Annotated in this window: 23 protein-coding genes, 1 tRNA gene and 2 riboswitches; of the genes, 6 read left to right on the forward strand and 18 right to left on the reverse strand. The window is 33.7% G+C overall.

What is annotated here, in order from left to right:
- Positions 1 to 294: 294 nt before the first annotated feature.
- The 6 genes from CN925_RS11170 to guaA all read right to left on the reverse strand — a co-directional run bounded on the left by CN925_RS11170 (position 295) and on the right by guaA (position 8931).
- Positions 295 to 1980: a glycerol-3-phosphate dehydrogenase/oxidase gene (locus tag CN925_RS11170; RefSeq protein WP_098846314.1), complete on the reverse strand. Its 1686-nt coding sequence runs from the start codon at positions 1978 to 1980 to the stop codon at positions 295 to 297.
- A 131-nt stretch (positions 1981 to 2111) separates the two neighbouring features.
- On the reverse strand, positions 2112 to 3602 hold the full coding sequence (gene glpK, locus CN925_RS11175) for a glycerol kinase GlpK (RefSeq protein WP_098846315.1): 1491 nt from the start codon (positions 3600 to 3602) through the stop codon (positions 2112 to 2114).
- An 18-nt stretch (positions 3603 to 3620) separates the two neighbouring features.
- Positions 3621 to 4445, reverse strand: a complete 825-nt coding sequence (locus tag CN925_RS11180) for an MIP/aquaporin family protein (protein WP_098846316.1) — start codon at positions 4443 to 4445, stop codon at positions 3621 to 3623.
- Between the two features lie 324 nt (positions 4446 to 4769).
- Positions 4770 to 5327, reverse strand: a complete 558-nt coding sequence (locus tag CN925_RS11185) for a glycerol-3-phosphate responsive antiterminator (RefSeq protein ID WP_098846317.1) — start codon at positions 5325 to 5327, stop codon at positions 4770 to 4772.
- 109 nt (positions 5328 to 5436) lie between these two features.
- Positions 5437 to 6765 carry an NCS2 family permease gene (locus CN925_RS11190; RefSeq protein WP_098846334.1) on the reverse strand — a complete coding sequence of 443 codons (1329 nt, stop codon included), beginning with the start codon at positions 6763 to 6765 and terminating at the stop codon, positions 5437 to 5439.
- A 172-nt stretch (positions 6766 to 6937) separates the two neighbouring features.
- Positions 6938 to 7037: riboswitch (purine riboswitch) on the reverse strand.
- A gap of 358 nt (positions 7038 to 7395) precedes the next feature.
- The gene (gene guaA / locus CN925_RS11195) at positions 7396 to 8931 is read right to left on the reverse strand and encodes a glutamine-hydrolyzing GMP synthase (RefSeq protein WP_483295189.1); all 1536 of its coding nucleotides are present in this window, start codon (positions 8929 to 8931) and stop codon (positions 7396 to 7398) included.
- 148 nt (positions 8932 to 9079) lie between these two features.
- Positions 9080 to 9182, reverse strand: a riboswitch (purine riboswitch).
- A 189-nt stretch (positions 9183 to 9371) separates the two neighbouring features.
- On the opposite strand from guaA, the gene CN925_RS11200 reads away from it, so the two are divergent.
- A complete protein-coding gene (locus tag CN925_RS11200) occupies positions 9372 to 9719 on the forward strand; it encodes a DMT family transporter (protein ID WP_098846319.1) in 348 nt (115 codons plus the stop codon).
- A gap of 1 nt (position 9720) precedes the next feature.
- Complete coding sequence (locus CN925_RS11205) at positions 9721 to 10041, forward strand: DMT family transporter (RefSeq protein WP_098846335.1); 321 nt, start codon at positions 9721 to 9723, stop codon at positions 10039 to 10041.
- A 50-nt stretch (positions 10042 to 10091) separates the two neighbouring features.
- Here the strand turns inward: CN925_RS11205 and CN925_RS11210 are convergent, their stop codons facing one another.
- Both CN925_RS11210 and CN925_RS11215 read right to left on the reverse strand, forming a co-directional pair.
- Positions 10092 to 10850 carry a peptidoglycan recognition protein family protein gene (locus CN925_RS11210; protein ID WP_098846320.1) on the reverse strand — a complete coding sequence of 253 codons (759 nt, stop codon included), beginning with the start codon at positions 10848 to 10850 and terminating at the stop codon, positions 10092 to 10094.
- A 150-nt stretch (positions 10851 to 11000) separates the two neighbouring features.
- Positions 11001 to 11402: a hypothetical protein gene (locus CN925_RS11215; RefSeq protein WP_098846321.1), complete on the reverse strand. Its 402-nt coding sequence runs from the start codon at positions 11400 to 11402 to the stop codon at positions 11001 to 11003.
- Between the two features lie 226 nt (positions 11403 to 11628).
- On the opposite strand from CN925_RS11215, the gene CN925_RS11220 reads away from it, so the two are divergent.
- Together CN925_RS11220 and CN925_RS11225 are read left to right on the forward strand one after the other, a co-directional pair.
- Complete coding sequence (locus CN925_RS11220; protein ID WP_098846322.1) at positions 11629 to 12480, forward strand: ATP-dependent DNA ligase; 852 nt, start codon at positions 11629 to 11631, stop codon at positions 12478 to 12480.
- A 496-nt stretch (positions 12481 to 12976) separates the two neighbouring features.
- Positions 12977 to 13507, forward strand: a complete 531-nt coding sequence (locus CN925_RS11225; protein ID WP_098846323.1) for a hypothetical protein — start codon at positions 12977 to 12979, stop codon at positions 13505 to 13507.
- Positions 13508 to 13553: 46 nt separating this feature from the next.
- On the opposite strand, the gene CN925_RS11230 is transcribed toward CN925_RS11225, so the two are convergent.
- The 4 genes from CN925_RS11230 to groES all read right to left on the reverse strand — a co-directional run bounded on the left by CN925_RS11230 (position 13554) and on the right by groES (position 17075).
- Positions 13554 to 14276 carry an anti-sigma factor gene (locus CN925_RS11230; protein WP_098846324.1) on the reverse strand — a complete coding sequence of 241 codons (723 nt, stop codon included), beginning with the start codon at positions 14274 to 14276 and terminating at the stop codon, positions 13554 to 13556.
- Positions 14273 to 14848 carry an RNA polymerase sigma factor gene (locus CN925_RS11235; RefSeq protein WP_098846325.1) on the reverse strand — a complete coding sequence of 192 codons (576 nt, stop codon included), beginning with the start codon at positions 14846 to 14848 and terminating at the stop codon, positions 14273 to 14275. The genes CN925_RS11230 and CN925_RS11235 overlap by 4 nt, the downstream gene beginning before the upstream one ends.
- A gap of 258 nt (positions 14849 to 15106) precedes the next feature.
- Positions 15107 to 16732, reverse strand: a complete 1626-nt coding sequence (gene groL / locus CN925_RS11240) for a chaperonin GroEL (RefSeq protein ID WP_098846326.1) — start codon at positions 16730 to 16732, stop codon at positions 15107 to 15109.
- A gap of 58 nt (positions 16733 to 16790) precedes the next feature.
- Positions 16791 to 17075 (reverse strand): co-chaperone GroES, encoded by a 285-nt coding sequence (gene groES, locus CN925_RS11245; protein WP_025672094.1) that lies wholly within the window; start codon positions 17073 to 17075, stop codon positions 16791 to 16793.
- Between the two features lie 275 nt (positions 17076 to 17350).
- Between groES and CN925_RS11250 the strand changes: the two genes are divergently transcribed.
- A complete protein-coding gene (locus CN925_RS11250; RefSeq protein ID WP_098846327.1) occupies positions 17351 to 18022 on the forward strand; it encodes a CPBP family intramembrane glutamic endopeptidase in 672 nt (223 codons plus the stop codon).
- 39 nt (positions 18023 to 18061) lie between these two features.
- On the opposite strand, the gene CN925_RS11255 is transcribed toward CN925_RS11250, so the two are convergent.
- Positions 18062 to 18688, reverse strand: a complete 627-nt coding sequence (locus CN925_RS11255; protein WP_098846328.1) for a redox-sensing transcriptional repressor Rex — start codon at positions 18686 to 18688, stop codon at positions 18062 to 18064.
- A gap of 161 nt (positions 18689 to 18849) precedes the next feature.
- Here CN925_RS11255 and CN925_RS11260 point away from each other — a divergent pair, with 161 nt between their 5' ends.
- Positions 18850 to 20775: an ABC-F family ATP-binding cassette domain-containing protein gene (locus CN925_RS11260; RefSeq protein WP_098846329.1), complete on the forward strand. Its 1926-nt coding sequence runs from the start codon at positions 18850 to 18852 to the stop codon at positions 20773 to 20775.
- A gap of 217 nt (positions 20776 to 20992) precedes the next feature.
- Here CN925_RS11260 and tsaD read toward each other — a convergent pair whose 3' ends face one another.
- From tsaD to CN925_RS11285, 5 genes are all read right to left on the reverse strand, one after another.
- Entirely contained in the window at positions 20993 to 22015 is a 1023-nt protein-coding gene (gene tsaD, locus CN925_RS11265; protein ID WP_483295190.1) for a tRNA (adenosine(37)-N6)-threonylcarbamoyltransferase complex transferase subunit TsaD, read from the reverse strand.
- Positions 22012 to 22464, reverse strand: a complete 453-nt coding sequence (rimI, locus tag CN925_RS11270; RefSeq protein WP_098846331.1) for a ribosomal protein S18-alanine N-acetyltransferase — start codon at positions 22462 to 22464, stop codon at positions 22012 to 22014. The genes tsaD and rimI overlap by 4 nt, the downstream gene beginning before the upstream one ends.
- 9 nt (positions 22465 to 22473) lie before the next feature.
- On the reverse strand, positions 22474 to 23166 hold the full coding sequence (gene tsaB / locus CN925_RS11275; RefSeq protein WP_098846332.1) for a tRNA (adenosine(37)-N6)-threonylcarbamoyltransferase complex dimerization subunit type 1 TsaB: 693 nt from the start codon (positions 23164 to 23166) through the stop codon (positions 22474 to 22476).
- Entirely contained in the window at positions 23147 to 23614 is a 468-nt protein-coding gene (gene tsaE / locus CN925_RS11280; protein ID WP_098846333.1) for a tRNA (adenosine(37)-N6)-threonylcarbamoyltransferase complex ATPase subunit type 1 TsaE, read from the reverse strand. Before tsaE ends, tsaB begins: the two co-directional genes overlap by 20 nt.
- A 397-nt stretch (positions 23615 to 24011) precedes the next feature.
- Positions 24012 to 24087, reverse strand: a tRNA-Asp gene (locus tag CN925_RS11285).
- Positions 24088 to 24109: the final 22 nt, after the last annotated feature.

Below are 24109 nucleotides of genomic sequence, written 5' to 3' on the forward strand. Positions count from 1 at the left end.
TAGTTTTCAAAGTTCACTTTGTCGCTTCAGAAGCAACTTTTAAATTATATCATTTAAAGCTTGTTTAAGTCAACAACTTTTTAAATGTTTTTTGATTTTCATTTCGTATGTTTTCCCTCGTTTGGGACAACATAGAATAATATATCAGCTATTTGAATTAATTACAATACTAAAATAAAAATACTATTATTCAGAATGTTCCATTTGATTGAGCTCTTTATTAACAATGGTGGCTATATTCACCTTAATAAAAGAATCATAAGGATGCCTCATTATGAAACATCCTTATGATTCTTATGCTAACGTTACATTCTTCTTTAATTTTTCGATTGGCCTAACTGCCTCTATTAAAGCTTGGTCTAACTCAGTAGTGTATTTTACTTTTTGTTCCTTACTCCACTCTAGTTTTATCGACATAAAATCAATTACTGCATCCTTCCATTCATATACCCAATGAATATTAAAGAACAATGCACCAGTACGACGTATAAAAAAGTCGACTGGTTTTACAACCATCTCAAATTCTATTGCATATAAAAGCGGTACGAATACCTCTATAGGTAAATTATATTGATATGCCGCCATTTTGTGCTGACTTGCTAACTGAAATAACGTATCAACATTAGATCCATAAAATTTTGTAAAACGTTCAGCTTGATTTTCTGATAAACCATACTTGATTCCTTCTTTGGTTTTTTCAGAAATATATTTTAAAAATTGTGATGCTCCACCTACATGTCCACCAGAGATTGGCATATGTTTTGTCTTACTTTTTATATTGTTAGTTTTGTATCCTTCCTTCTTTAGTAATTCAGTTACATAGTCAATGACCGTTTCAGCCATTTTTCGATATCCCGTTAACTTTCCACCAGCAATTGTAATTAATCCAGAATGTGAAGTCCAAATTTCATCTTTACGTGAAATTTCGGATGCACTTTTCCCTTCTTCATATATTAATGGACGTACTCCTGCCCAACTTGATTCGATATCCGTTTTTGAGATATTTACTGTTGGAAACATATAGTTTATTGCATTAATAATATAGTTACAATCTTCATCCGTCATTTGTGGTTTTGCAGCATCTTTATTATAAAATGTATCCGTTGTACCAACATATGTCTTTCCATTTCGAGGAATCGCAAAAACCATACGTCCGTCTGGTGTATCAAAATAGATTGCTTGACCGAGTGGGAAACGACTATGGTCAATAACTAAATGAACCCCTTTGGATAACTGTAATACCTTACCTCTCTTTGAATGATCCATTTCACGTAGCGAATCAACCCATGGACCCGCTGCATTTACAATCTTTTTACCGTATACTTCATACACTTCACCATCTAATAAATCAATGACAGTAACACCGCAAACTTTACCATCTTTATATAAGAAGCCATCTACTTTAGCATAGTTCACTGCTTTCGCCCCATGAGCAATCGCTTCTTTCATTACCTCAATTGTTAGTCGTGCATCGTCTGTGCGGTACTCTACATAGTAACCGCCGCCTTTTAACCCTTCTTGTTTTACAAGTGGCTCTTTTTCGATTGTTTGTTCACGATTAAACATTTTTCTTCGTTCACTTCTTTTTACACCTGCTAGGAAATCATAAATTCTTAATCCTATTGATGTACTAAATGCACCAAATGTGCCGCCTTTATGAAAAGGTAATAGCATCCATTCTGGAGTTGTTACATGTGGACCATTTTCATAAACAATTGCACGTTCTTTTCCTACTTCTGCTACCATTTTTACTTCTAATTGTTTTAAGTATCGTAATCCACCATGTACAAGCTTAGTTGAACGACTTGATGTACCTGCTGCAAAGTCTTGCATTTCAAATACGATTGTTGATAATCCACGTGTAGTAGCGTCTAACGCAATACCAGCTCCAGTAATACCTCCACCAATTATGATTACATCTAATTCTTTTTTATTTACTGTTTTTAAGACTTCTTTTCGTAGTGCACCTGAAAATTTCATGACTTTTTCCTCCTTAAAGTACGAAAAAAGAGACCACAAACATTACTATAGAAATTCTTCTATAGCATGTTGTGGTCTCTCTAATCTCCTACCGAAATATTAACTTGTTTTTATTTTAACACTATACTATGTTATTTAAAAGCTTTTGTTGCTTCGATTGCTTTTTTCCAACCACTGTACAGTTCTTCTCTTTTTTCATTTTGCATTTCTGGTTTAAATCTCTTATCCATATTCCATTGTTTTGAGATTGTTTCTTGATTTTCCCAATAACCAACAGCTAATCCTGCTAAATAAGCTGCACCTAAAGCTGTTGTTTCATTTACTTCTGGACGTTCAACTGGGACATCTAATAGATCGCTTTGGAATTGCATTAAGAAATTGTTCTTAACTGCTCCCCCATCCACACGTAAAGTTTTTAGTTCAATACCTGAATCGGCTTCCATTGCACATAAAACATCTTTTGTTTGATAAGCTAATGCTTCTAGTGTTGCACGAATAAAATGCTCCTTCGTTGTTCCACGAGTTAATCCAAAAACTGCTCCCCTTACTTCACTATCCCAATAAGGAGTACCTAATCCAACAAATGCAGGTACGATATAAACTCCATCTGTAGATTCAACCCTATTTGCGTATTCTTCACTATTACTAGCATCTTTGAACATGCGCATACCATCACGTAACCATTGAATAGCTGAACCTGCTACGAAAATACTTCCTTCTAATGCATATTCAACTTTTCCATTTAGGCCCCATGCAATTGTAGTTAATAAGCCATGATTAGATTTTACCGCTTTTTCACCAGTATTCATTAGCATAAAACAACCAGTACCATAAGTATTTTTCGCCATTCCTTCACCAAAGCAAGCTTGACCAAATAACGCAGCTTGTTGGTCACCAGCTATACCTGCAATTGGTATATTTTGTCCATAGAAATGGTAATCAACAGTATGGCCATATACTTCAGAGGAAGATCGTACTTCTGGAAGCATGCTTTTTGGCACAGTTAGCATTTCAAGTAGTTCATCATCCCATCTTAATTCATGAATGTTATACATTAATGTACGTGAAGCATTTGAATAATCTGTAACATGTACATTACCGCCAGATAATTTCCAAACAAGCCATGTATCAATTGTTCCAAATAATAATTCACCACGTTCTGCTTTCTCTCTTGCACCTTCAACATTATCTAGAATCCACTTTACTTTTGTTCCAGAGAAATAGGCATCAATTAAAAGACCTGTTTTTTCTTGAACAATCTCTCCATAACCTTTCTCTTTTAAGTCATCACAGATTTCACTCGTTTGACGTGATTGCCACACGATGGCGTTATAGATCGGTCTTCCAGTTGTTTTTTCCCATACAACTGTTGTTTCACGTTGATTTGTAATCCCTATACCTGCAATTTGCTCAGGTTTTACATCTGCTTCACTTAAACATGTAGCAATAACAGCTAAAATTGATCCCCAAATTTCTTGCGCATTATGCTCAACCCATCCTGGATTTGGAAAATGCTGTGTAAATTCTTTTTGTGCAATATGAACTATTTTGCCATCTTTATTAAATAGAATTGCACGAGAACTTGTTGTACCTTGATCTAAAGAAAGAATGTATTTATTCATTATCGTCCCATCTCCTCATTAAGCTACTACTTTTCTATTATTTGTATGACTTTGACTCTTTTTACTTGTCATATAAGAAACTATTAATATACCAATTGTTGCAATTCCTACATAAATAATTGCAGCATTATGCTTACCTTCAAAAATAATTTGATAGAATAGTCCTGCAAGTGATCCTCCTAATATTGGCCCCAAAACTGGAATCCATGCATATTTCCAATTCGAACCTCCCTTACCGGGAATAGGTAGCAAAAAGTGTGCAATACGAGGTCCTAAATCACGAGCTGGATTAATCGCATAACCAGTCGTTCCACCTAATGATAAACCAATGCTAACAATTAAGAAACCTACGATAAAAGGATTTAAACCATCTGCAAATTTATTTGAACCAATTGCTAAAATACCAAACACTAAGATGAACGTTCCAATCAATTCACTTAAAAGATTTGCAAATGTATTCGATATGGCAGGTCCTGTTGCAAATACACCTAACTTTGTTCCTGGATCTTCAGTTTCTTTCCAATGCGGCAGGTAATGTAAATAAACAATTGTTGCCCCAACCATCGCACCAATCATTTGTGCCGCGATGTATTCAGGTACTTGACTCCATGGAAAAGAGCCTTTAAAAGCTAATCCTAATGTAACTGCTGGATTTAAATGCGCTCCACTAATACTTCCTACTGCATAAACAGATATTGCAACTGCTAAACCCCATCCTAGAGTTATGACAATCCAACCTGAATCTTTAGCAAATGATTTTTTTAAACTTACACCTGCACAAACTCCTCCACCTAAAACAATTAGCAAAGCAGTTCCAATTATTTCCCCTAAAAATGCTGACATAATTTCACTCCATCCATATTCATTATAAAATTAAGTTTTCCGTGATCGAATATAAATCGAATGGCCATTCTTTTTAAAAATAACTCCGCTAATATAAACTGTTGATTTAATAAAAGAAGTATCGAGACAAAGAGTATGATATTAGTGCATACCAACTATTAACTGAGCCTAAAAACAAAAAGAACCACAATCAATCAGTTTCTATTAATAAATAGAAACAATTAATTGTGGATCTCTTCATTTCTCCGTCACGTTTATTAACTTGTCTCTTATGCTAACCTCATTTGAAAGCGGTGTCAACAGAATTTTTTCATATTTTTGCCACTATTTTAGAAATTTTTCCCACAAGTCTTTGTCTGATGTTGTAATTGCTGTAGCACCTGCATTCAAAGCTGCATTCACCTCTTCAACAGTTCTAATAAATCCACCAGCTAAAATAGGTATACCAGTTCTTTCCTTTACTTCTGCAATTACATTCGTAAGTGCCCCCGGTAGCACTTCAATGTAATCTGGTTTTGTTTTTTCTAATAACAATATACTTTTTTCCATTGCTCCAGAATCAATCAAAAAGATTCGTTGGATAGCAATAACACCTTTTTGTTTAGCCTTTAAAATAACATTTGATTTTGTAGAAAGTAATCCATCTGGCTTGTATTCTTGACAAAGAAATTCAGCTGCATGTCCATCACTTTGTAAACCATGTATTAGGTCGACATGTAAAAATACTTTCTTTCCATGTTGCTTAGCAAGAGAAACAACGCTTTTCAATTGACCGATATGAATATCAAGAATAACAATATATTTATACGAAGTAGTTAATAATTTTTCTAAATCCTTTATTTTTCTAACTGCTGGTAGAATTTTTTGTTCATGAAAACCCATCATATTACCCCTATAGAAATTATTACTTTTATAGTACACAATATAAAAAAAAAGAAAAAGCCTGTACAATGAAAGAATTTTCTTTGTACAGACTTTTTTTATTTAAGTTCTACTCTCTAAAATACGTTAAGAATAATAGGAATACTACAAACAATACATACATTACAGGATGGATTTTTTTCGCTTTTCCAGCAGCGATCATTGAAATCGGATAGAAAATGAAACCGACTGCGATACCAGTAGCAATACTATAAGTTAAAGGCATTGCAATAATTGTAAAGAATGCTGGAACTGCAATTTCGAACTTTTTCCAATCAATTTGACCAATTGATGAAACCATTAAAACTCCGACTACGATTAAAGCAGGTGAAGTTACCGCTGCAGTTACTACTCCTAAAAGTGGTGCAAAGAATAATGCTAATAGGAATAAGATACCTGTTACTACTGCTGAGAATCCAGTACGTCCACCAGCAGCTACACCAGCAGTTGACTCAATATAAGAAGTAGTAGTACTTGTACCTAAAGTTGAACCAACTACTACTGCAGTTGCATCAACCATTAATGCTTTACCAGCTCTTTCAAGTTTGTTTTCTTTTAATAATCCAGCTTGGTTCGCTACAGCTACTAATGTTCCAGTTGCATCAAAGAAATCAACAATAAAGAAAGTTAATACTACAGCAAACATCTTTCCTGAAGAGAAAACATCTGGAATATGTTTAATTGCTTCACCGAATGTTGGAGCAATACTTGGTACTGGACCAACAACTGAAGATGGTAAGTCGATAATTCCAAAAATCATACCTGCGATTGCAGTGATGATCATACCTAAAAATACACCAGCTTTAATTTTTCTAGCCATTAAAACGACAGTAATAACTAAACCGAAAATCGTTAATAAAACAGCAGGTTCATTTAATTTACCAAGTGATACGAATGTAGCAGGGTTACTTACGATAATACCTGAGTTTTTTAAACCGACAAATGTAATAAAAAATCCAATACCGCTACCAATTGCTAACTTTAATTCAATTGGAATTGCATTAATAATTTGTTCACGAAGACCAGTTAATGAAAGAATGATAAAAATGATACCTGATACGAATACGCCAGCTAAAGCCGTTTGCCATGGAATACCCATTCCAAGAACTACGTTAAAAGCAAAGAATGCATTTAATCCCATACCTGGTGCTAAAGCAATTGGATATTTCGCATAAATTCCCATTAAAATCGACCCATATGCTGCAGCTAAAGATGTAGCTACAAAGATTGCCTCTTTATTCATTCTTAACGTTTCTGGGAAATCCTTTATATCTGATAATGATAAAATCGATGGATTTACAAATAATATATATGCCATTGCTAAGAATGTAGTTAAACCAGCAATTGTTTCTTGACGAAATGATGTGCCTAACTTGTTGAACTCAAAATAATTACTGATACGTTCTTTCATGTGATCCTCCTAAGTTTTAGTCTTAAAAGTCGGTCTCTATTTTATGAAATAGAAAAGGCACTTTTACACAAATGGTAAAAGCGCCTATCACGAGCAGTTTCATTCTGAACTTATTAACCCTAGAATGGTAGAAAAATAGCAAAATAATAGGGTTAATAACTTTCAGAAATCATTACTTCGTAGTCCGCCATATTACGGTGGCGGGTAGAGACGCTAGTCCATATTCACTAGCCTATACGACAAGTTATGACAAATAATTTATTTAATTTACATACTTATATTACAATCAGTTTTCATTAGTGTCAACAAAAAAACGAACATTTTTTACGAAATATTCGTTTTCGTTCGTTTTTACCATATTTTAGCTATATTGTTGAACTTAATCATTTGGATTTAAAAAATACTTAGGAGAAAAAATAGCTAAGTATGATAAAAAAATATATGCATTCTCCTTCTCTCCACCACTATATACATGGTACTACTTTTTAACATCTAAATAATAGCACGATGTATTTTAATAAATTGGAACTATATGTTACAAAATGAAGTCTAATTGGTGTCCAATTTATAAAAAAAAAGCCATAAACCTTGTAGATCAAAGGTTTATGGCTTTTTTTATTATTCCCACTCAATCGTTGCAGGTGGCTTACTAGTGATATCATATACTATACGGTTTACGTGTTTAACTTCATTTACAATACGAGTTGAGATTTTTTGAAGTACATCCCAATCGATACGTGCCCAGTCAGCAGTCATTCCATCGATTGACGTAACTGCACGAATTCCTACAGTGTAATCATACGTACGTTCGTCACCCATTACACCAACACTGCGAATGTCAGGTAATACTGTGAAATACTGCCAAATTTCTTTATCTAAACCAGCTAAAGCAATTTCTTCACGTAAAATTGCATCTGATTCACGAACGATTTCAAGTTTTTGATCAGTAATTTCTCCTAATACACGAATTCCTAGACCTGGTCCTGGGAATGGTTGTCTCCAAACAATTGCGTCTGGAATTCCTAGTTCCGTTCCAACTGCACGTACTTCGTCTTTAAATAATGTACTTAAAGGCTCGATTAACGTGAATTGCATGTCTTCAGGTAATCCACCAACATTATGATGTGATTTAATCGTTTGAGCTGTAGCCGTACCGCTCTCGATAATATCTGTATAAAGAGTTCCTTGAGCTAAGAAATCCATGCCTTCTAATTTTGCTGCCTCATCGTCAAATACATAGATGAATTCATTACCGATAATTTTACGCTTTTCTTCTGGATCAGAAACACCAGCAAGTTTACTTAAGAAGCGCTCTCTAGCATCTACTTTAATTACATTCATGTGGAAGCCTTCGCTAAATGTCTTCATAACACCTTCAGCTTCATCTTTACGTAATAAACCGTGGTCAACGAAGATACATGTTAATTGATCACCAATTGCTTTGTGAATTAATACTGCAACTACTGAAGAATCAACACCACCGCTAAGTGCACAAAGTACCTTTTTGTCACCTACAGTTTTACGAATATTATCAAGTTCAACTTCAATGTAGTTTTTCATTGACCAGTTTGCTTCACATTCACAAATATTGAATACGAAATTCTTTAATAGATCATTTCCATATTCAGAGTGACGAACTTCTGGGTGGAATTGTACACCATACATTTTTTTAGCTTCGTTACTCATTGCGGCGATTGGGCAAGAAGCACTAGTTGCATCTACAACGAATCCTTCTGGTTGTTGAATTACTTTATCACCGTGGCTCATCCAAACTACGTGGTCTGATGGTAGGTCTTTTAATAAAGCAGACGGATTTTGAATATTTAATTCTGCTTTACCATATTCACGTTGGTCAGCTCTAGCTACCGTTCCACCGAAATGTTGCGTCATTAACTGCATACCGTAACAAATACCTAAGATTGGAATTTCTAAATCAAAAATTGCTTCATCACAGAAAAATGCATTTTCACCATATACACTATTTGGTCCGCCAGAGAAAACAATCCCTTTAGCGCCCATTTGCTTAATTTCCTCTGCAGTTATTGTATGTGGACGTAATTCACTATAAACCCCAAACTCACGGATACGGCGTGCAATAAGTTGGTTATATTGACTTCCAAAATCTAGTACTACAATTGTGTCATGTTGTTGCAAAACGGTCACCCCATCTATATATATTGAATTAACGTATCAGTTAAACTGATACTATTTTTCCCCAAAAAAAATAAAAAAAGCCGATTTTCTCCTCTTTTTACATACGAAAAATACGTATAAGAAGGCAGAAAATCAGACTTAAAGTAAAACAAAGTCAGACTGCCTTCATAGTCAGGGCCTGTTACGGTGCCCCGGTAGAGACTCTCGACCCATATTGTCGAGGATATATGAAGAATAATGACGAATATTGTATTATTGTCTCATTCTAACAATGTATAATTTTTCGGTCAAGGTATTTCAATGCATAAAAAAAATAAATTTTTGTGTAAACGTTGCAACTTGTCATGAATAAAATTATAGTGTATCTTTTAACTAACGAACGGTAGGTAGTTTACCAAAACAAAATCATTTATTTAATCTTCTATAAGGAGGGATTATTTATGAGTTGGATTTACTTAGTTATAGCGGGGTTTTCCGAAATTGCTTGGGCATTTGGACTAAAATACTCTGAAGGATTTACAAATTTGTTACCAACAACTTTAACGATAGCTGGGATCTTGTTCAGCTTTTATTTATTTTCAAAAGCAATAAAAGATATTCCAATAGGCACTGCCTACGCAGTTTTTACAGGTATCGGAGCTGCTGGGACAGTTATTATTGGAATGATATTTTTAAATGAATCAGCATCGCTATTAAAAATTATTCTTGTCATTGCATTATTATCTGGAATAATTGGCTTGAAATTAACTTCAGGTGATAACAAAAATGAAAAAGGAGATGCAGCATAAAATGGCTTGGTTATTTTTATTGATCGCGGGTTTGGGGGAAGTTGGCTTTGTCATCTTTATGAAGCTATCTAATAATTTTAAAAAACTTAACTACTCCATTTTGTGTATTCTCTCTGGATGGGCTAGTTTTTACTTATTATCAAAGGCCTTAAAGGTTATACCTGTCGGAACAGGTTATACAATTTGGACTGGTATAGGTGCCGCTGGATCTGTTTTAATAGGCATGTTGTTCTTTAATGAATCACGTGAATGGAAGAGGCTGCTATTTATCACATTAGTAATTGGATCTGTTATTGGTTTAAAAATCATCTCACCTCATTAAAAAAATTCCCTATTCGAAATCGAAATAGGGATTTTTTCTTTTATGTGATATTAAAACAGCTTGGCCCAAGTGTTTTTTCCAACAATTCCATCGACAACTAGTCCATTTCTTGCTTGAAATTTTTTTACTGCATTTTCAGTAACTGGTCCAAAAATTCCATCTGCTGTTATATTAAGTTTTTGTTGAACCTTTTTTACAGATTCACCTCTTGATCCTTCTTTTAAAATACCAGGGTATGGAATTGAATCTGTTTGAGTTTTCGGGGGATTTAAGATCGCATTCACTTGTGCTTTAAACTCGTTGAATCGATCGGGGTGGTCTATGAAGGGTTTTGGGCATGGCTTATGTGTTATGTCATAATGTCTTACAATGTCATTTGCAGTTAGTTTAAACATCTTACACAATTCAGCAATTACTCTGATTGTACGTGTTATTGTAAATTGTGAAATCGCACCATCCTTTTCGACACACATTTCAACACCAATTGAAAGCTTATTTGCATTCGGAGCGAGTTCATCCACTCCTCTATAAACTCCACCATTACTATTTCTTTCATAATGATCATTTGCATGATACGCTACCTCATCAAGTGGAATAATACAGATTGCCTCTTTGGAATCAACAAATATATGAGCAGATGCATATGTTTTATTTTTTATCGCTATCCCATTAAAATACCTTTGGTGACTTTGTGCACTTGCCCCCGGATTGGCTGTCCAATGTAGCACAATTTTTCTAACTTCCTTCAATTTTATTGACGGCCTCGTATACTTGTTCATCGAAATAAAATCATTTCTCCAAGTTGCCAAAATTAGCACTCCTTTTCATTAATTGCATATCCGAATACTTGGACATGTATACTATTACATTATTCTAAAAGAGAAAATTCGTTACATATAAAAAGAGAGTATTAGATACTCTCCTAATTTTGTATTATTTAATCCTTTTACCAAAACTAATTACTTTTTTAGTGGTTTAACATATATTGCTTGTGATGAGTTAACAGATATACATCCATCCAAATCCTTCTCTTTTAATAACCCCAAATTTAAAGCCGACTTGATTTTATCTCCATCTGGCTTTTTTACAACTTGTATTAAATCGGAAAGGTTCAATTCTTCTAATTTATTAATTGTCTTCTCCTCATTAAATTTCTCTTTTTTTCTTATAATTCGTTCAAGTTTTAGGTTATTAATAATTAGCTCACCTTTTTCATTCGTTCCAACTTGATGATCAAAGTATCCATGAAAAATTTTTTGCAATTCTTCTAACTGATTTTCAATATCCTTCTTTTTTTGACTCAAATCATAGTACTTATTCAACATTGGTTCCGTAATTTTGAAATTATTTTTCCTTCCCATTTCATAACACCACTTTTCATAAGAAGATAATTTATCATATTGTGAAATTAGACGAGTTATGACTTGAAATACACTAGAAATAAAAGTACATTAACAAGTGGAAGAGTAAAAATAGAGGGATTTATAACTATATTAAAAACAAAAATTTGTGTTATATATATTTAAATAAAAAAGAAAGGAATCTTGATTATGTTGGTAAGCAACAATCATGATAGCGAAATGAAAAATGTTTATTGAGCCAATGCTATTACAAAATGCTGATAAACCATTTGACTCTGATCAACATTATTTTGAATTGAAATCAAATGGTGTTCGAATGATGCTTGAAAGGCAAAATGGAAAGAATAAACTTTTTAATCAAAATGGTACCGAGATTACGGAGAGAATCCCTGAACTCGAAAATATCGACTTAGATGATTGTTACTTAGACGGTGTTTTAGTTTGTTATAATGAAGGCAGAGAGGATTTTGAAGCGGCAACCAATCGTGTAAGTTTTATTCAAGAATCAAAAATATTACAAGGAAGCAAACAATTTCCATTAACATATATCGTTTTTGATATTTTACGTCTTAAAAATAATAACTTAATGAAAGAACCTTTATCTTATCGAAAAAAAATCCTTTCAGAAACATTAGTTGATCAAGAAACAATCAAAAAAAGTTTTTATATCGAGTCGGAAGGTGAGATGTTTTTTGAGCAAATTAAAACTCTAGGGCTTGAAGGTATAGTAGCTAAATCAAAAGATTCAACTTATATACCAGCACATCGATCACTAAATTGGTTAAAAATTATTAACTGGAGATATAGTAATTACTATATTACAGGCTATAAAAAACAAGGAATGGGATTATTAATCTCTGAATTAAAAAATGGTGAGTATGTAAATGTAGGGTTAGTCGAGTTCGGTATGAATACTGGCCAAAAAACAGCATTCTTTAGTCTAACGAAACATATAAAAACTGGGGAAGACAAAAATTATATTTTTGTAGAACCATTTGTCAGATGTGTGATAAAAAATAGGGGGCAATTAAATAGCGGAGAATTAATTGAACCTATATTCCATGATTTTGTTGTTTAAAAAATTACCTTCTTTATAGTACCAAACCATCCCCTTTTAAGTAGAAAGTATTAGTAGCTTTTTACTTTCTGAAGGGGGTTTTTTAATTCTATCTAAAAAGTAGCCATAATACTATCAACCAAAATGGTATAGAAAATAAGAGACCAAAAAGGCATCCTCTATATAAACCAACCTTCATCTAAATCATCCTTAAAAAAATTATTTGATCTATTCATACTATCGCATCACAAGCTCTTGCTTTTATTAAACTTACTATACATATTTAAACATTATATAGTCAATGAAGTCTGAGTATTATATAAACCAAATTTAAAGATTTAGTTTAACTCTTCTCATTCTCGACTACTCCAAATGTAAATAATCGAATCCCACTTGGATTACAAGTTCAGTCTATTTTGATTAAGTTTTTAAAAAAAATACATTTCCGTTCAAACCGTACTAACATTTATTCCGTTACCTTTAATGAAACTTAAAATTTAGAAGGAGATGTATGTTAATGAGAAAAATTCGTTTTACATTTTTAGCAGCTATGTCGTTATTTTCAATAATTTTATTTAGTGCAGTGGCATTTGCTGCGAGTGATTTTACCCAATTTGGATTTCCAAAAGTAATTGCTGAAAAGAAAATTGAATCAGGTGCAGCTGCAAAAATTAGTCATAGTGGAATAAAAGTTAATATTCCTAAAGGTACGTTTAGTAATGATGTTGTTTTTCAAATACTTGAAGGGAAAAATAGTACTTTCCAAACAAATGCCCCAGAAGGTGAAAAAGTGATTATGAATTTTGCATTTAGAGTGGTAGATTCTAAGACAAATGAAATTATTGTTAAATTTAATAATCCAGTTATGTTCAGCTTTAAAGATCAGGATATCAATGATGGAAGCATATACTATAATGTAAAACAAGACGGCAGTATTGCGAGGAATTCTGAACCGGCTGTGATTGAAGGTCGAACTTTGAGTCACGCAATTGGAGGAGCTCCTGTTGGGTGGTTAATAACTTCACCTACAAATAGTATTAAAAAGTAATAAACTTAAGCCCATGGTTCCTAAACTGAATCATGGGCATTTTACTTTATGTTCCTAAAATTTTTTTCCCACGTGGCTGGATACTATTTGCATCTGGTTCGAGCGAAATACCGATTGCTTCAAAAGACTGATCATTTTCTTTTAATACGTAACTAAGAAAACCATTACCATTTTTATCAACATGAAAAGTCCCCGCACTTCTTCGCTTTCCATCATGTATTAGCCAAGCTTGATAAGCCTCAGTACCTTTTGTAGTCTCAAGCCCACGTAGTTTGAATACTATCTGTTTTTGAGAACCTTTCTTGTAAACCCACGCATCTCCTCTTGCTAAATTTACTGCTGGATTGGTTGATCTTAATGAATAGACTTGAACAACATCTGTTGGTGAAATTGCCTTTTTGCTTACTTGAGCTAATTCTTGTTTAAGGTGAAGATTATTCCATAATAAGCCAACAAAAGAAAATAGTATTATAGCAGCTGCCAAACCGTATAGAAATTTGCGAAGATGTACTATTGAATTTTTAGCAGTAGAATGATTAGGTGGAAAAATATAATTCATTACTTCTTCCTTTAAATCTGTGGGAATTTCTACATCATCCAAAGTTAATGGAATCACATTCCACGCCTCCTCCATCTCTTGGACTTCCAAACGGCAACGTTCACAATTTAAAATATGTTCTTCAAATAAAAGCTTTTCTTCTTCTGTAACTTCTCCGAGCATATATGAGACTAGATCATTGGAAAATGAACAACCTTTATTATTAGTCATTTTTTCATTCCCCCTAACTCTGGTTCCATCCTATTTCTTAATACTTTTAGTGCTTGATGTAATCGACTTTTAATCGTACCAATAGGTTCTTGCTTCATCTCAGCTATTTCTCTAAGTGTATATCCTTCCCAGTATAGCCACTGAATTAGCTCGATTTGGCTATTTGAAAGGTATTGATAGGCATGCTGTATTTGTTCTCTAAGAACCTTCTTAGACAATATTTCGGCAGGATTATTGGATGGATATTCTGGTATCTGCTCCAATTGTTCCTGTCCAATTGGTACTAAAGCAGTTTCTTTTTTCTCCTTACGATGATGATCAATAGTGATATTTCTAGTAATTGTAAGTAGCCAATTTACAAAATGACCTTTCTTTGGATCATAAGCATTTTTTGTTGTCCAAATTCTCATAAATACAGCTTGGACGATTCCCTTTGCTTTCTCAGGATCCTTCGTTGATTTCAAACTAAACGAATAGACAACTTTAATATATCGGTCATATAATTCTTCTAGTGCAGGCCGATGTTTTTCTTTTATTAATTGCATCAATTCAGCGTCACTCATTTTTTGCATAAAAAAGGCAAGCCCCCCTCATTATTAAAATGATTCCTTTTAATAAGTAACGAACAATAATGAAAAACGGTTTGATTTTATAAACTAAAATTTTTATAAATTTAGTTTTAAAAGACATAAAAATCCCCTATAGATAAACAGTTAAGAACATCATATCATGCTAACTTTTTCTTCTGTCTACCTATAGGGGAAGATCCTATCAATTACGATTATTTAACAAACAAAAAAACCCTTGATCGCTCAAGGGTTTTTTCTGTATTACATCATGCCGCCCATGCCCATGCCGCCCATGTCAGGCATTGCTGGAGCATTTTTCTCAGGGATATCAGCTACTACTGCTTCAGTTGTTAAGAACATAGCTGAAACAGATGCTGCGTTTTGAAGTGCAGAACGTGTAACTTTAGTTGGGTCAACGATACCTTCTTCGATCATGTTTACCCATTGTCCGTTAGCAGCATTGAAACCAACGCCAACTTCTGCATTTTTTAATTTCTCAATAATTACTGATCCTTCTAGACCAGCATTTGTAGCGATTTGACGAACTGGAGCTTCAAGTGCACGTAATACGATGTTGATACCTGTTGCTACGTCACCTTCTGCTTCGATTGCAGCTACTTTATTAAATACGCTCATTAATGCAGTACCACCACCAGCTACAATACCTTCTTCAACTGCAGCACGTGTTGAGTTTAATGCATCTTCAATACGTAATTTACGCTCTTTTAATTCAGTTTCAGTTGCAGCACCAACTTTGATTACTGCTACTCCACCAGCTAATTTAGCTAAACGCTCTTGTAATTTTTCGCGATCAAATTCAGAAGTAGTTTCTTCTAATTGAGCACGGATTACGCCGATACGTCTTTGGATTTCTGCAGTTTCACCAGCACCTTCAACGATTGTAGTGTTTTCTTTTGTTACTACAACTTTTGAAGCACGACCTAATTGAGTGATGTTAGTTGTTTTAAGATCTAATCCTAATTCTTCTGTAATCACTTCACCGCCAGTTAAGATCGCGATATCTTCTAACATTGCTTTACGACGGTCACCGAAGCCAGGAGCTTTAACAGTAACAGCATTGAACGTACCACGTAATTTATTTACGATGATTGTTGCTTGTGCTTCACCTTCAACATCCTCAGCAATAATTAATAGTGGCTTACCTTGTTGAACAACTTGCTCAAGTACTGGTAAGATTTCTTGAATGTTAGTTACTTTTTTATCTGTGATTAATATATATGGATTTTCTAATTCAGCAACCATTTTCTCTGAATTTGTAACCATGTAAGGAGAAGAGTATCCACGGTCAAATTGCATACCTTCTACTACTTCTAACTCAGTTGTGAAACCTTTTGATTCTTCAAGAGTAATAACTCCATCGTTACCAACGCGCTCCATTGCTTCAGCAATTAATTGTCCAACTTCTGGATCCGCTGAAGAAATTGCAGCAACTTGTGCGATTGACTCTTTGCCTTCAATTGGTTTTGAGATTGTTTTTAATTCTTCAATTGCTACTGCAACTGCTTTTTCGATACCTTTACGGATACCCATTGGGTTTGCACCAGCAGTTACGTTTTTAAGACCTTCACGAATCATAGCTTGCGCTAAAACTGTCGCAGTTGTTGTACCGTCCCCAGCAACATCATTTGTTTTGCTAGCAACTTCCGCAACTAATTTAGCACCCATATTTTCAAATGCATCTTCTAATTCAATTTCTTTAGCGATTGTAACACCATCATTAGTAATTAATGGAGAACCGAATTTTTTCTCAAGAACTACGTTACGTCCTTTTGGTCCTAAAGTTACTTTTACAGCATCAGCTAAAGCGTCTACACCACGTAACATTGCGCGACGTGCTTCTTCACCAAATCTAATGTCCTTTGCCATGAAAATGACCTCCTTATAATTTAAAAGATATATTTTTTAATTTAAGTATTTTATTTTATTAACCTATAATTGCAAGAATATCGTTTTCGCGAAGTACTAAGTATTCAGTACCGCCGTACTTAACTTCTGTTCCTGAATATTTAGAGAAGATAATGCGGTCACCTACAGATACTTCTAAAGCAACGCGCTCACCATTTTCAAGTACTCGACCAGTACCTACTGCAACAACTTTGCCTTCTTGTGGCTTTTCTTGTGCACTACCTGGTAACACGATACCACTAGCAGTTTTTTCTTCAGACTCAACAAGCTCAATTACAACACGATCACCTAATGGCTTTAACATGCGTAATACCTCCTCAATAATCAAATCATTATTTTTTTAGCACTCATGTGTATTGAGTGCTAACACAATTAATAGTTTAAATAATATTAAAAAATTTTGCAAGCCCGAAGCAGGCACTTTTCTTGTCGAAATTTAATAAGTTTTATTTATCAACTATCAAAAGTAAAATAAAAAGTGAAAATTTCTTTTAAGAAACATAAGAAACGAGTAAAATATGTACGTGTTGTTATAAACCTTTTTGTTATGAAAAATATCAACACAAAGGAGCTATTGTATTGAAAACTAGAGATTTATGGATTTTATTAACGTACGTCGTTCTTCAATATTCAGCGGTATTCGGAGTTCCCTTTTTATTAAAAAGTAACTTATACGTTGGAGTGGATCGGAAAACAGCTTCTCTTGAAGCGGTGGCATTATGGGGTTGTATTAGTTTCGTAACTGGATTAATTATTATACTTCTCTTATTACACAAGCCCATTTATGAAGGAATAAAGAGTTTTAAAACTAATTATCGTACAATAATAAATTGGGTTATTTTAGGTTACTTCATAACAATGCTAACTCAAATTGTTTGTAATTTAATTTTAATTTATGTACTTGATTTACATAAGGGCTCAGAAAATACTCAAAATATCATAAACATCGCTAAGCTTAATCCAGCTTTTATTGTCATACCAAGTCTAGTTGCACCAATTTTAGAAGAAGTTATTTTTCGTGGAATTATTTTTAAAAGGCTTTATAATCGTTTACCATTTATTATTTCTGCTGGGATTAGTTCAGCGATCTTTTCACTTATGCATGGAGACTTACCCTTCTTTTTGTCATACTTTCTAATTGGTTTTGTATTTTGTTACCTGTATAAACGAACAAACTCAATTTTGGTTCCAATCTTAACACATATGTTAATGAACTCTTTTGTTGTTTTTCAGCAGATTAATTTACATTAAAAAACCCCCAAGAGGGGGTTTTTTATATATCCAGTAATTTTATTGTTGTAAAAAATATGCCAATGTTTGCAGTTCAACTGCTAAGTCTATATGATGAATGCGAATATGTTCTGGTACACTAATTCGTGCAGGTGTGAAATTTAAAATTCCTCTAATATTTTTTCCATTTAATCGATCAGCTATTGATTGTGCCACTGGTGCAGGAACAGTTAAAATAACGATTTGAATATCTTCATTCATAACTTCTTCTAGATTTTCTAAATTATAAACAGGTACTCCACCTATTTCAGTACCAATTTTATTTGGATCAATATCAAATGCCATCTCAATTTTTGTATTATTATTTTTTATAAAATTATAGTGTAAAAATGCAGTTCCTAAATTACCAACACCAATTAATGCAACTTTCATAACTTCATGCTGGTTAAGCGCTTTCGAGAAAAAAGTTAATAAGTAATTTACATTATATCCATAACCTTTTTTACCTAGTGCCCCAAAATAAGAAAAATCTCTTCTGATTGTAGCGGAATCTACCTTTACTGCTTCACTTAACTCTGCTGAAGAAACTCTTTGTTTACCTGATAAAGACAAATTCTTTATAAAACGGTAATATAAAGGTAGACGTTTAGCAGTAGCTTGTGGAATTTTAATTTGTTCCGAATCCATTTTTTAATCCCCCACTTACTGTAATTCTTTTTACTATGGTGTGTAATTTGACCTTATTTTAGTAATAAAGTACTTGTTCTAATGTAAAATATACACTATATTTAAGAATTTTGACAGTCTACAGTTACATAGATAAAAAATTTTGCAATGAGGTGTTATCAATGATTCTTTTACAAGTAAATAATGTCTCAAAGTATTTTGGTAGTGACATTATACTTTCAAATATAAAATTAGAAGTTCAAACGAGTGATCGAGTTGCCATTGTTGGACGTAATGGTGCTGGAAAATCTACATTATTGAAAATCATAGCAGGTGAAATATCCTATGATGGCGGCGAAATAAATAAGCCTAAAGACGTTACTGTAGGATACCTAGCCCAAAACACTGGTTTACAGAGTGATAAAACGATTTGGGAAGAATATTATTCTGTATTCAATCATTTAGTAGAAATGCAAGATAATATGAGAAAACTAGAAGTTAAAATGACTAAGGAGGAAGTCTACTCTAATCAATCCGTTTATGACAAGGTTATGAATGAATATGATCATCTACAATATACATTTAAAGAAAACGGCGGTTACCAGTTTGAAGCAGATATTCGTTCAATCATTAGTGGTTTAGGTTTTAGTAATGAAGATTATGAAACAAAAATCTCTTCATTAAGCGGTGGACAAAAGACACGCCTAGCATTAGGTAAGCTATTACTGACAAAGCCAGACTTGTTAATCTTGGATGAGCCTACGAACCATTTAGATATTGAGACCCTCAGTTGGTTAGAACGCTACTTACAGTCATATCCTGGTGCAGTATTAATCGTTTCCCATGATCGATATTTCCTTGATCAAGTTGTTAATATTGTTTATGAAATATCTAATCATAAGCATCAACGATTTGTTGGTAATTATAGTAAGTACCTTGATTTAAAGGCAGCTCAATATGAACAAGAATTAAAACAGTTCGAAAAACAACAAGATGAAATCTCTAAACTTGAGGATTTTGTGCAGCGCAATATTGCTCGTGCCTCAACTACAAAAAGAGCTCAAAGTCGTAGGAAACAATTAGATCGAATGGTTCGATTAGACAAGCCACTAGGAGACGAGTCTTCAGCTAATTTCTCATTCACAATTGAAAAACAAAGCGGCAATGATGTGTTGTCTGTACAAGATTTATTTATTGGTTATGAGCGTATCCCAACAATCGATCAGCCGATGAGATTCGTACTGAATCGAGGCGATAGTGTCGCATTAGTCGGTCCAAATGGTGTTGGTAAATCAACATTACTTAAAACGATTATTGGAGATTTAGAAAAATTACAAGGAACGATTGATTTTGGTGCAAATGTTACGGTTGGTTACTATGACCAGGAGCAAGCAAAACTAACTTCTAATAAGAGAGTATTAGACGAACTTTGGGATGATTATCCGTTAAAGGCCGAACAAGAAATTCGAACAATATTAGGGAATTTCTTATTTTCTGGTGATGACGTGACAAAAATCGTTAACACTTTAAGTGGTGGAGAAAAGGCAAGATTAGCTTTAGCAAAACTTATGATGAAAAAAGCTAATTTCCTAATCCTAGATGAGCCTACTAACCACTTAGATTTAGATAGTAAAGAAGTATTAGAAAATGCTTTATTAGATTACCCTGGAACAATTTTATTTGTTTCTCATGATCGTTACTTTATGAACAGATTATCCACAAAAACTTTTGAACTAGCAAAAACAGGATTATCAATTTATTTGGGTGATTATGACTATTACCAATTTAAGAAAAACGAAGCATTTGAAAAAGAACAAGCAGAAAAAGAGGCTACATTAGCACAAGTTAAACAATCCTCGCAACCAATTTCTGATTATCAACAAGACAAAGAATTGAAGAAAAAACTCCGTCAAACTCAGCGTCGTATAGAGGAAATTGAAAGTAATATATCGCAAATTGAGCTTGATATAGAGACGATCGAACTAGAATTATGTAAGCCAGAAGTCTACGGTGATTTTCAATTAGTACAGGAATTAACAACTAAGAAAAATGACTACGAAGCTAAGTTAATAGTCCTAATGGAAGAATGGGAGAACTTACAAGAATAATGATTAAACGGATAAGCCTTTTTGCTATCCGTTTTTTCTTATCTACATATTTATCCACATATATTCAATTGTAATTTAGCTTTTACACAGGTTTATACACATTATCCACAGAGAACCAATAATGTTATTCACAGTTTTGTACACATAGTTTAATAAGTTCTTAACAAATAAAAAGTACTTATCCACATTTTATAAAAAAATTGTGAATAAGTACTTCTTACATATTCTCTAAATCCAAACCTGGATTACCGTTTAATGCCAAATTACCTAGTTTCCCTTGTTTTAAACGGATAAATGCAGCAGCGCCAATCATCGCGGCATTATCAGTACAAAGTGATAGAGGTGGTATAACTAATTCAATATTACTCAAGGCATCCATCTCTTCTTGTAATGTAGCCCTTAACCCTTTATTAGCTGCCACTCCTCCAGCTAATAATACTTGTTTTACGTTATATTCTTTAGCAGCTTGAATTGTTTTAGAAACAATTACTTCAATTACACTTTCTTGGAAGCTTGCTGCGACATCAGCAGGTGATACTTCCACGCCCCTTTGCTCGGCATTATGCATATAATTAATGACTGCTGACTTTAATCCACTAAAACTAAAATCATAGCTACCCTCTTCTAACCATGCTCTAGGAAATGGAATTGTTGCAGATCCTTCCTGTGCTAGACGATCAATGTGAGGGCCACCTGGATAAGGTAATTTAAGCGTTCTAGCAACTTTATCATAAGCTTCCCCTGCTGCATCATCCCTTGTTTCACCTATAACTTCAAACATGCCATCTTCCTTCATGTAGACAAGCTCTGTATGTCCTCCAGATACTACTAAGGCTAACAATGGATACTGCAGAGGCTGTACTAGTTGATTAGCGTAAATATGACCCGCAATATGATGAACTCCAATAAGCGGTAATCCATGTGCAAATGCAATTGCTTTTGCCGCATTAACCCCAATTAGTAACGCTCCTACTAGCCCTGGACCTTCTGTAACAGCAACGGCAGCCAGATCTTCGTATTCTACTTGTGCTTGCTTCATTGCTTCTTCTATTACCAAAGTTATTTGCTCAACATGTAATCGTGATGCAACTTCAGGTACTACTCCTCCAAAACGTTTATGAATATCGATCTGAGTAGCTACTACATTACTTAGAATTTCATTTCCATTTTTAACAACTGCTGCGGAAGTTTCATCGCAGCTCGTCTCAATAGCAAGAATTAAACAATTTTCATTTATCATTTCAATTTCACCCACATAACTAATGCATCCTCAAAATTATCTGTATAATAGCTTTTTCGAATACCACCATCTTGGAATCCCAGCTTTCGATACAGTCCTTTTGCTACATGATTTGATACCCTAACTTCCAATGTCAATGTTTCAGCTCCAAGATTTTTAGCAGTTTCCATTACTGAGCGAAGTAACTTTTCGCCAAGACCTACTCCTCTATAATCTGGCAAAATAGCTATATTCGTAATATGCCCTTCGTCAATGACAACCCATAATCCGCAATAACCAATCAGTTTCTCATCAACTTCAGCCACTATATAATTGGCAAATTGATTCGAATATAATTCATTATAAAAAGCCTCATATGTCCATGGAGTAGGGAATGATTGTTTTTCAATTTCTACTATTTGATCTAAATCTTCTTCTTTCATTTTACGAAAAGCAACCGATGAGATCATAATATCCTCCTACTTTTCTTGACTTGCTAGCCAATTAGCTTCTGCTTCTGATAATCTTAAATATTCTGGTGCAAAACTATGAACTGATTCTTCTTTTTCTTCTAAGCTACATGTAAACAGCTCACTAGGTCTCTGGTTATTCAAACTTTCTTTTGCAAAGACAGCTTTATCTTTTAAATGTTCAATAATAAATTCTTTATGAATTGATACATCATTACCAATAAATAATATTTGTTCATTATATGATTTAAGTTTTTCAATCCAAATACTACGGTCAATATTGCAGTCTTCTAATACCTCATTAGCAATTTGCCCATTAAAATCATAAAGACCTGTAAATAACAAATTACGTCTTGCGTCAAATATAGGACAAACTAAGCCATTAAAATATCGCCCATTCGCAGCCAATACCTTCAAACTGGATACTCCGATAATTGGAATATTTAAAGTGAAAGCTAATGATTTAGCCACAGTGACACCAATACGTACACCTGTATAAGAGCCAGGGCCTTTTGCAACTACTATTTTAGATAATTCCTTTGGTTTTATATTGCATTCTTCCATTAAACTACTAATTGCTGGCATTAATCGTACAGAATGGTTTTTATTAATAAATGTTATTGTTTCTCCAATAACAGATTGATCTTTTATTAGACTAATCCCCATAACATTTGTAGATGTATCAATTGCTAAAACGGTCATTGTTTATTAACTCCTTACAAATAAATTCATACCTAGATCCATTTGGAATAAAAGTAATCATTCTACCATTTTCTTCATGAGTTATTATGATTTTTAAGAATTCATTTGGTAAGTAATCCGAAATTAAATGAGCCCATTCTACAACACAAACACCTTCACCCATAAAATACTCATCAAAGCCTAAATCTTCACTACTACCTTCTAAACGATAAACATCCATATGATAAAGAGGTATTCTACCTTTATATTCTTTAATAATATTAAAAGTTGGGCTATTAACCGTCCTTTTTACATCAAGACCTTTAGCAAAGCCTTTTGTAAAGGTAGTCTTTCCTGCACCTAGATCTCCTTCTAATAAGATTACATCCTTTTGTTGCACTATTTTTCCCAGAAAAAATGCAATTTCTTGAGTTTCTTCCTCAGTATTTGTATGTAAAACAATCTCCAATTACTTCACCACCAAAATTCTAACTCGTCTATTTCTAACTTTGCCATATTATATCATTTCAAAACATTAAGCGGATGTCAAACAGTAATATTCTTTTGAATAGTTTAAATAAAGTATAGAAATTTACCATAAGTTGCATTCATCAATTTTGTTACTTCTACCTTTTTTTGCAGACCTTAATCAGTGTCTTCTAATCACATAGATTCTTCTTAATCTCTATTTTCTACGATTCCCATTTATGGTTTCAGTTGAGCAGACTTTTGCTTGTGCCGGCCTGTTTTAAACAGTTATCGATAAAAGTAATAGTCTTACAAATAAGGCTGATTATATATTACTCATTTCCAATATAATAAAAAAAACGAAACAATTTTTTGTTTCGTTTTAAGAATCGTATGTATGGCGGTCCCGACCGGGATCGAACCGGCGATCTCCTGCGTGACAGGCAGGCATGTTAACCGCTACACCACGGGACCATTTTGGTTGCGGGGACAGGAT

It is taken from the genome of Bacillus sp. AFS055030 (genome assembly GCF_002574545.1).
In the GTDB taxonomy this organism is placed as follows: Bacteria; Bacillota; Bacilli; order Bacillales; family Bacillaceae_G; genus Gottfriedia.

What these genes read in the sequence shown, in the direction of transcription:
- CN925_RS11170 (WP_098846314.1), bottom strand. Translation starts at nt 1,980, where the DNA reads ATGAAATTTTCAGGTGCACTACGAAAAGAAGTCTTAAAAACAGTAAAT.
- glpK (WP_098846315.1), bottom strand. Translation starts at nt 3,602, where the DNA reads ATGAATAAATACATTCTTTCTTTAGATCAAGGTACAACAAGTTCTCGT.
- CN925_RS11180 (WP_098846316.1), bottom strand. Translation starts at nt 4,445, where the DNA reads ATGTCAGCATTTTTAGGGGAAATAATTGGAACTGCTTTGCTAATTGTT.
- CN925_RS11185 (WP_098846317.1), bottom strand. Translation starts at nt 5,327, where the DNA reads ATGGGTTTTCATGAACAAAAAATTCTACCAGCAGTTAGAAAAATAAAG.
- CN925_RS11200 (WP_098846319.1), top strand. Translation starts at nt 9,372, where the DNA reads ATGAGTTGGATTTACTTAGTTATAGCGGGGTTTTCCGAAATTGCTTGG.
- CN925_RS11205 (WP_098846335.1), top strand. Translation starts at nt 9,721, where the DNA reads ATGGCTTGGTTATTTTTATTGATCGCGGGTTTGGGGGAAGTTGGCTTT.
- CN925_RS11215 (WP_098846321.1), bottom strand. Translation starts at nt 11,402, where the DNA reads ATGGGAAGGAAAAATAATTTCAAAATTACGGAACCAATGTTGAATAAG.
- CN925_RS11220 (WP_098846322.1), top strand. Translation starts at nt 11,629, where the DNA reads ATGTTTATTGAGCCAATGCTATTACAAAATGCTGATAAACCATTTGAC.
- CN925_RS11225 (WP_098846323.1), top strand. Translation starts at nt 12,977, where the DNA reads ATGAGAAAAATTCGTTTTACATTTTTAGCAGCTATGTCGTTATTTTCA.
- CN925_RS11230 (WP_098846324.1), bottom strand. Translation starts at nt 14,276, where the DNA reads ATGACTAATAATAAAGGTTGTTCATTTTCCAATGATCTAGTCTCATAT.
- CN925_RS11235 (WP_098846325.1), bottom strand. Translation starts at nt 14,848, where the DNA reads ATGCAAAAAATGAGTGACGCTGAATTGATGCAATTAATAAAAGAAAAA.
- groL (WP_098846326.1), bottom strand. Translation starts at nt 16,732, where the DNA reads ATGGCAAAGGACATTAGATTTGGTGAAGAAGCACGTCGCGCAATGTTA.
- groES (WP_025672094.1), bottom strand. Translation starts at nt 17,075, where the DNA reads ATGTTAAAGCCATTAGGTGATCGTGTTGTAATTGAGCTTGTTGAGTCT.
- CN925_RS11255 (WP_098846328.1), bottom strand. Translation starts at nt 18,688, where the DNA reads ATGGATTCGGAACAAATTAAAATTCCACAAGCTACTGCTAAACGTCTA.
- CN925_RS11260 (WP_098846329.1), top strand. Translation starts at nt 18,850, where the DNA reads ATGATTCTTTTACAAGTAAATAATGTCTCAAAGTATTTTGGTAGTGAC.
- tsaD (WP_483295190.1), bottom strand. Translation starts at nt 22,015, where the DNA reads ATGATAAATGAAAATTGTTTAATTCTTGCTATTGAGACGAGCTGCGAT.
- rimI (WP_098846331.1), bottom strand. Translation starts at nt 22,464, where the DNA reads ATGATCTCATCGGTTGCTTTTCGTAAAATGAAAGAAGAAGATTTAGAT.
- tsaB (WP_098846332.1), bottom strand. Translation starts at nt 23,166, where the DNA reads ATGACCGTTTTAGCAATTGATACATCTACAAATGTTATGGGGATTAGT.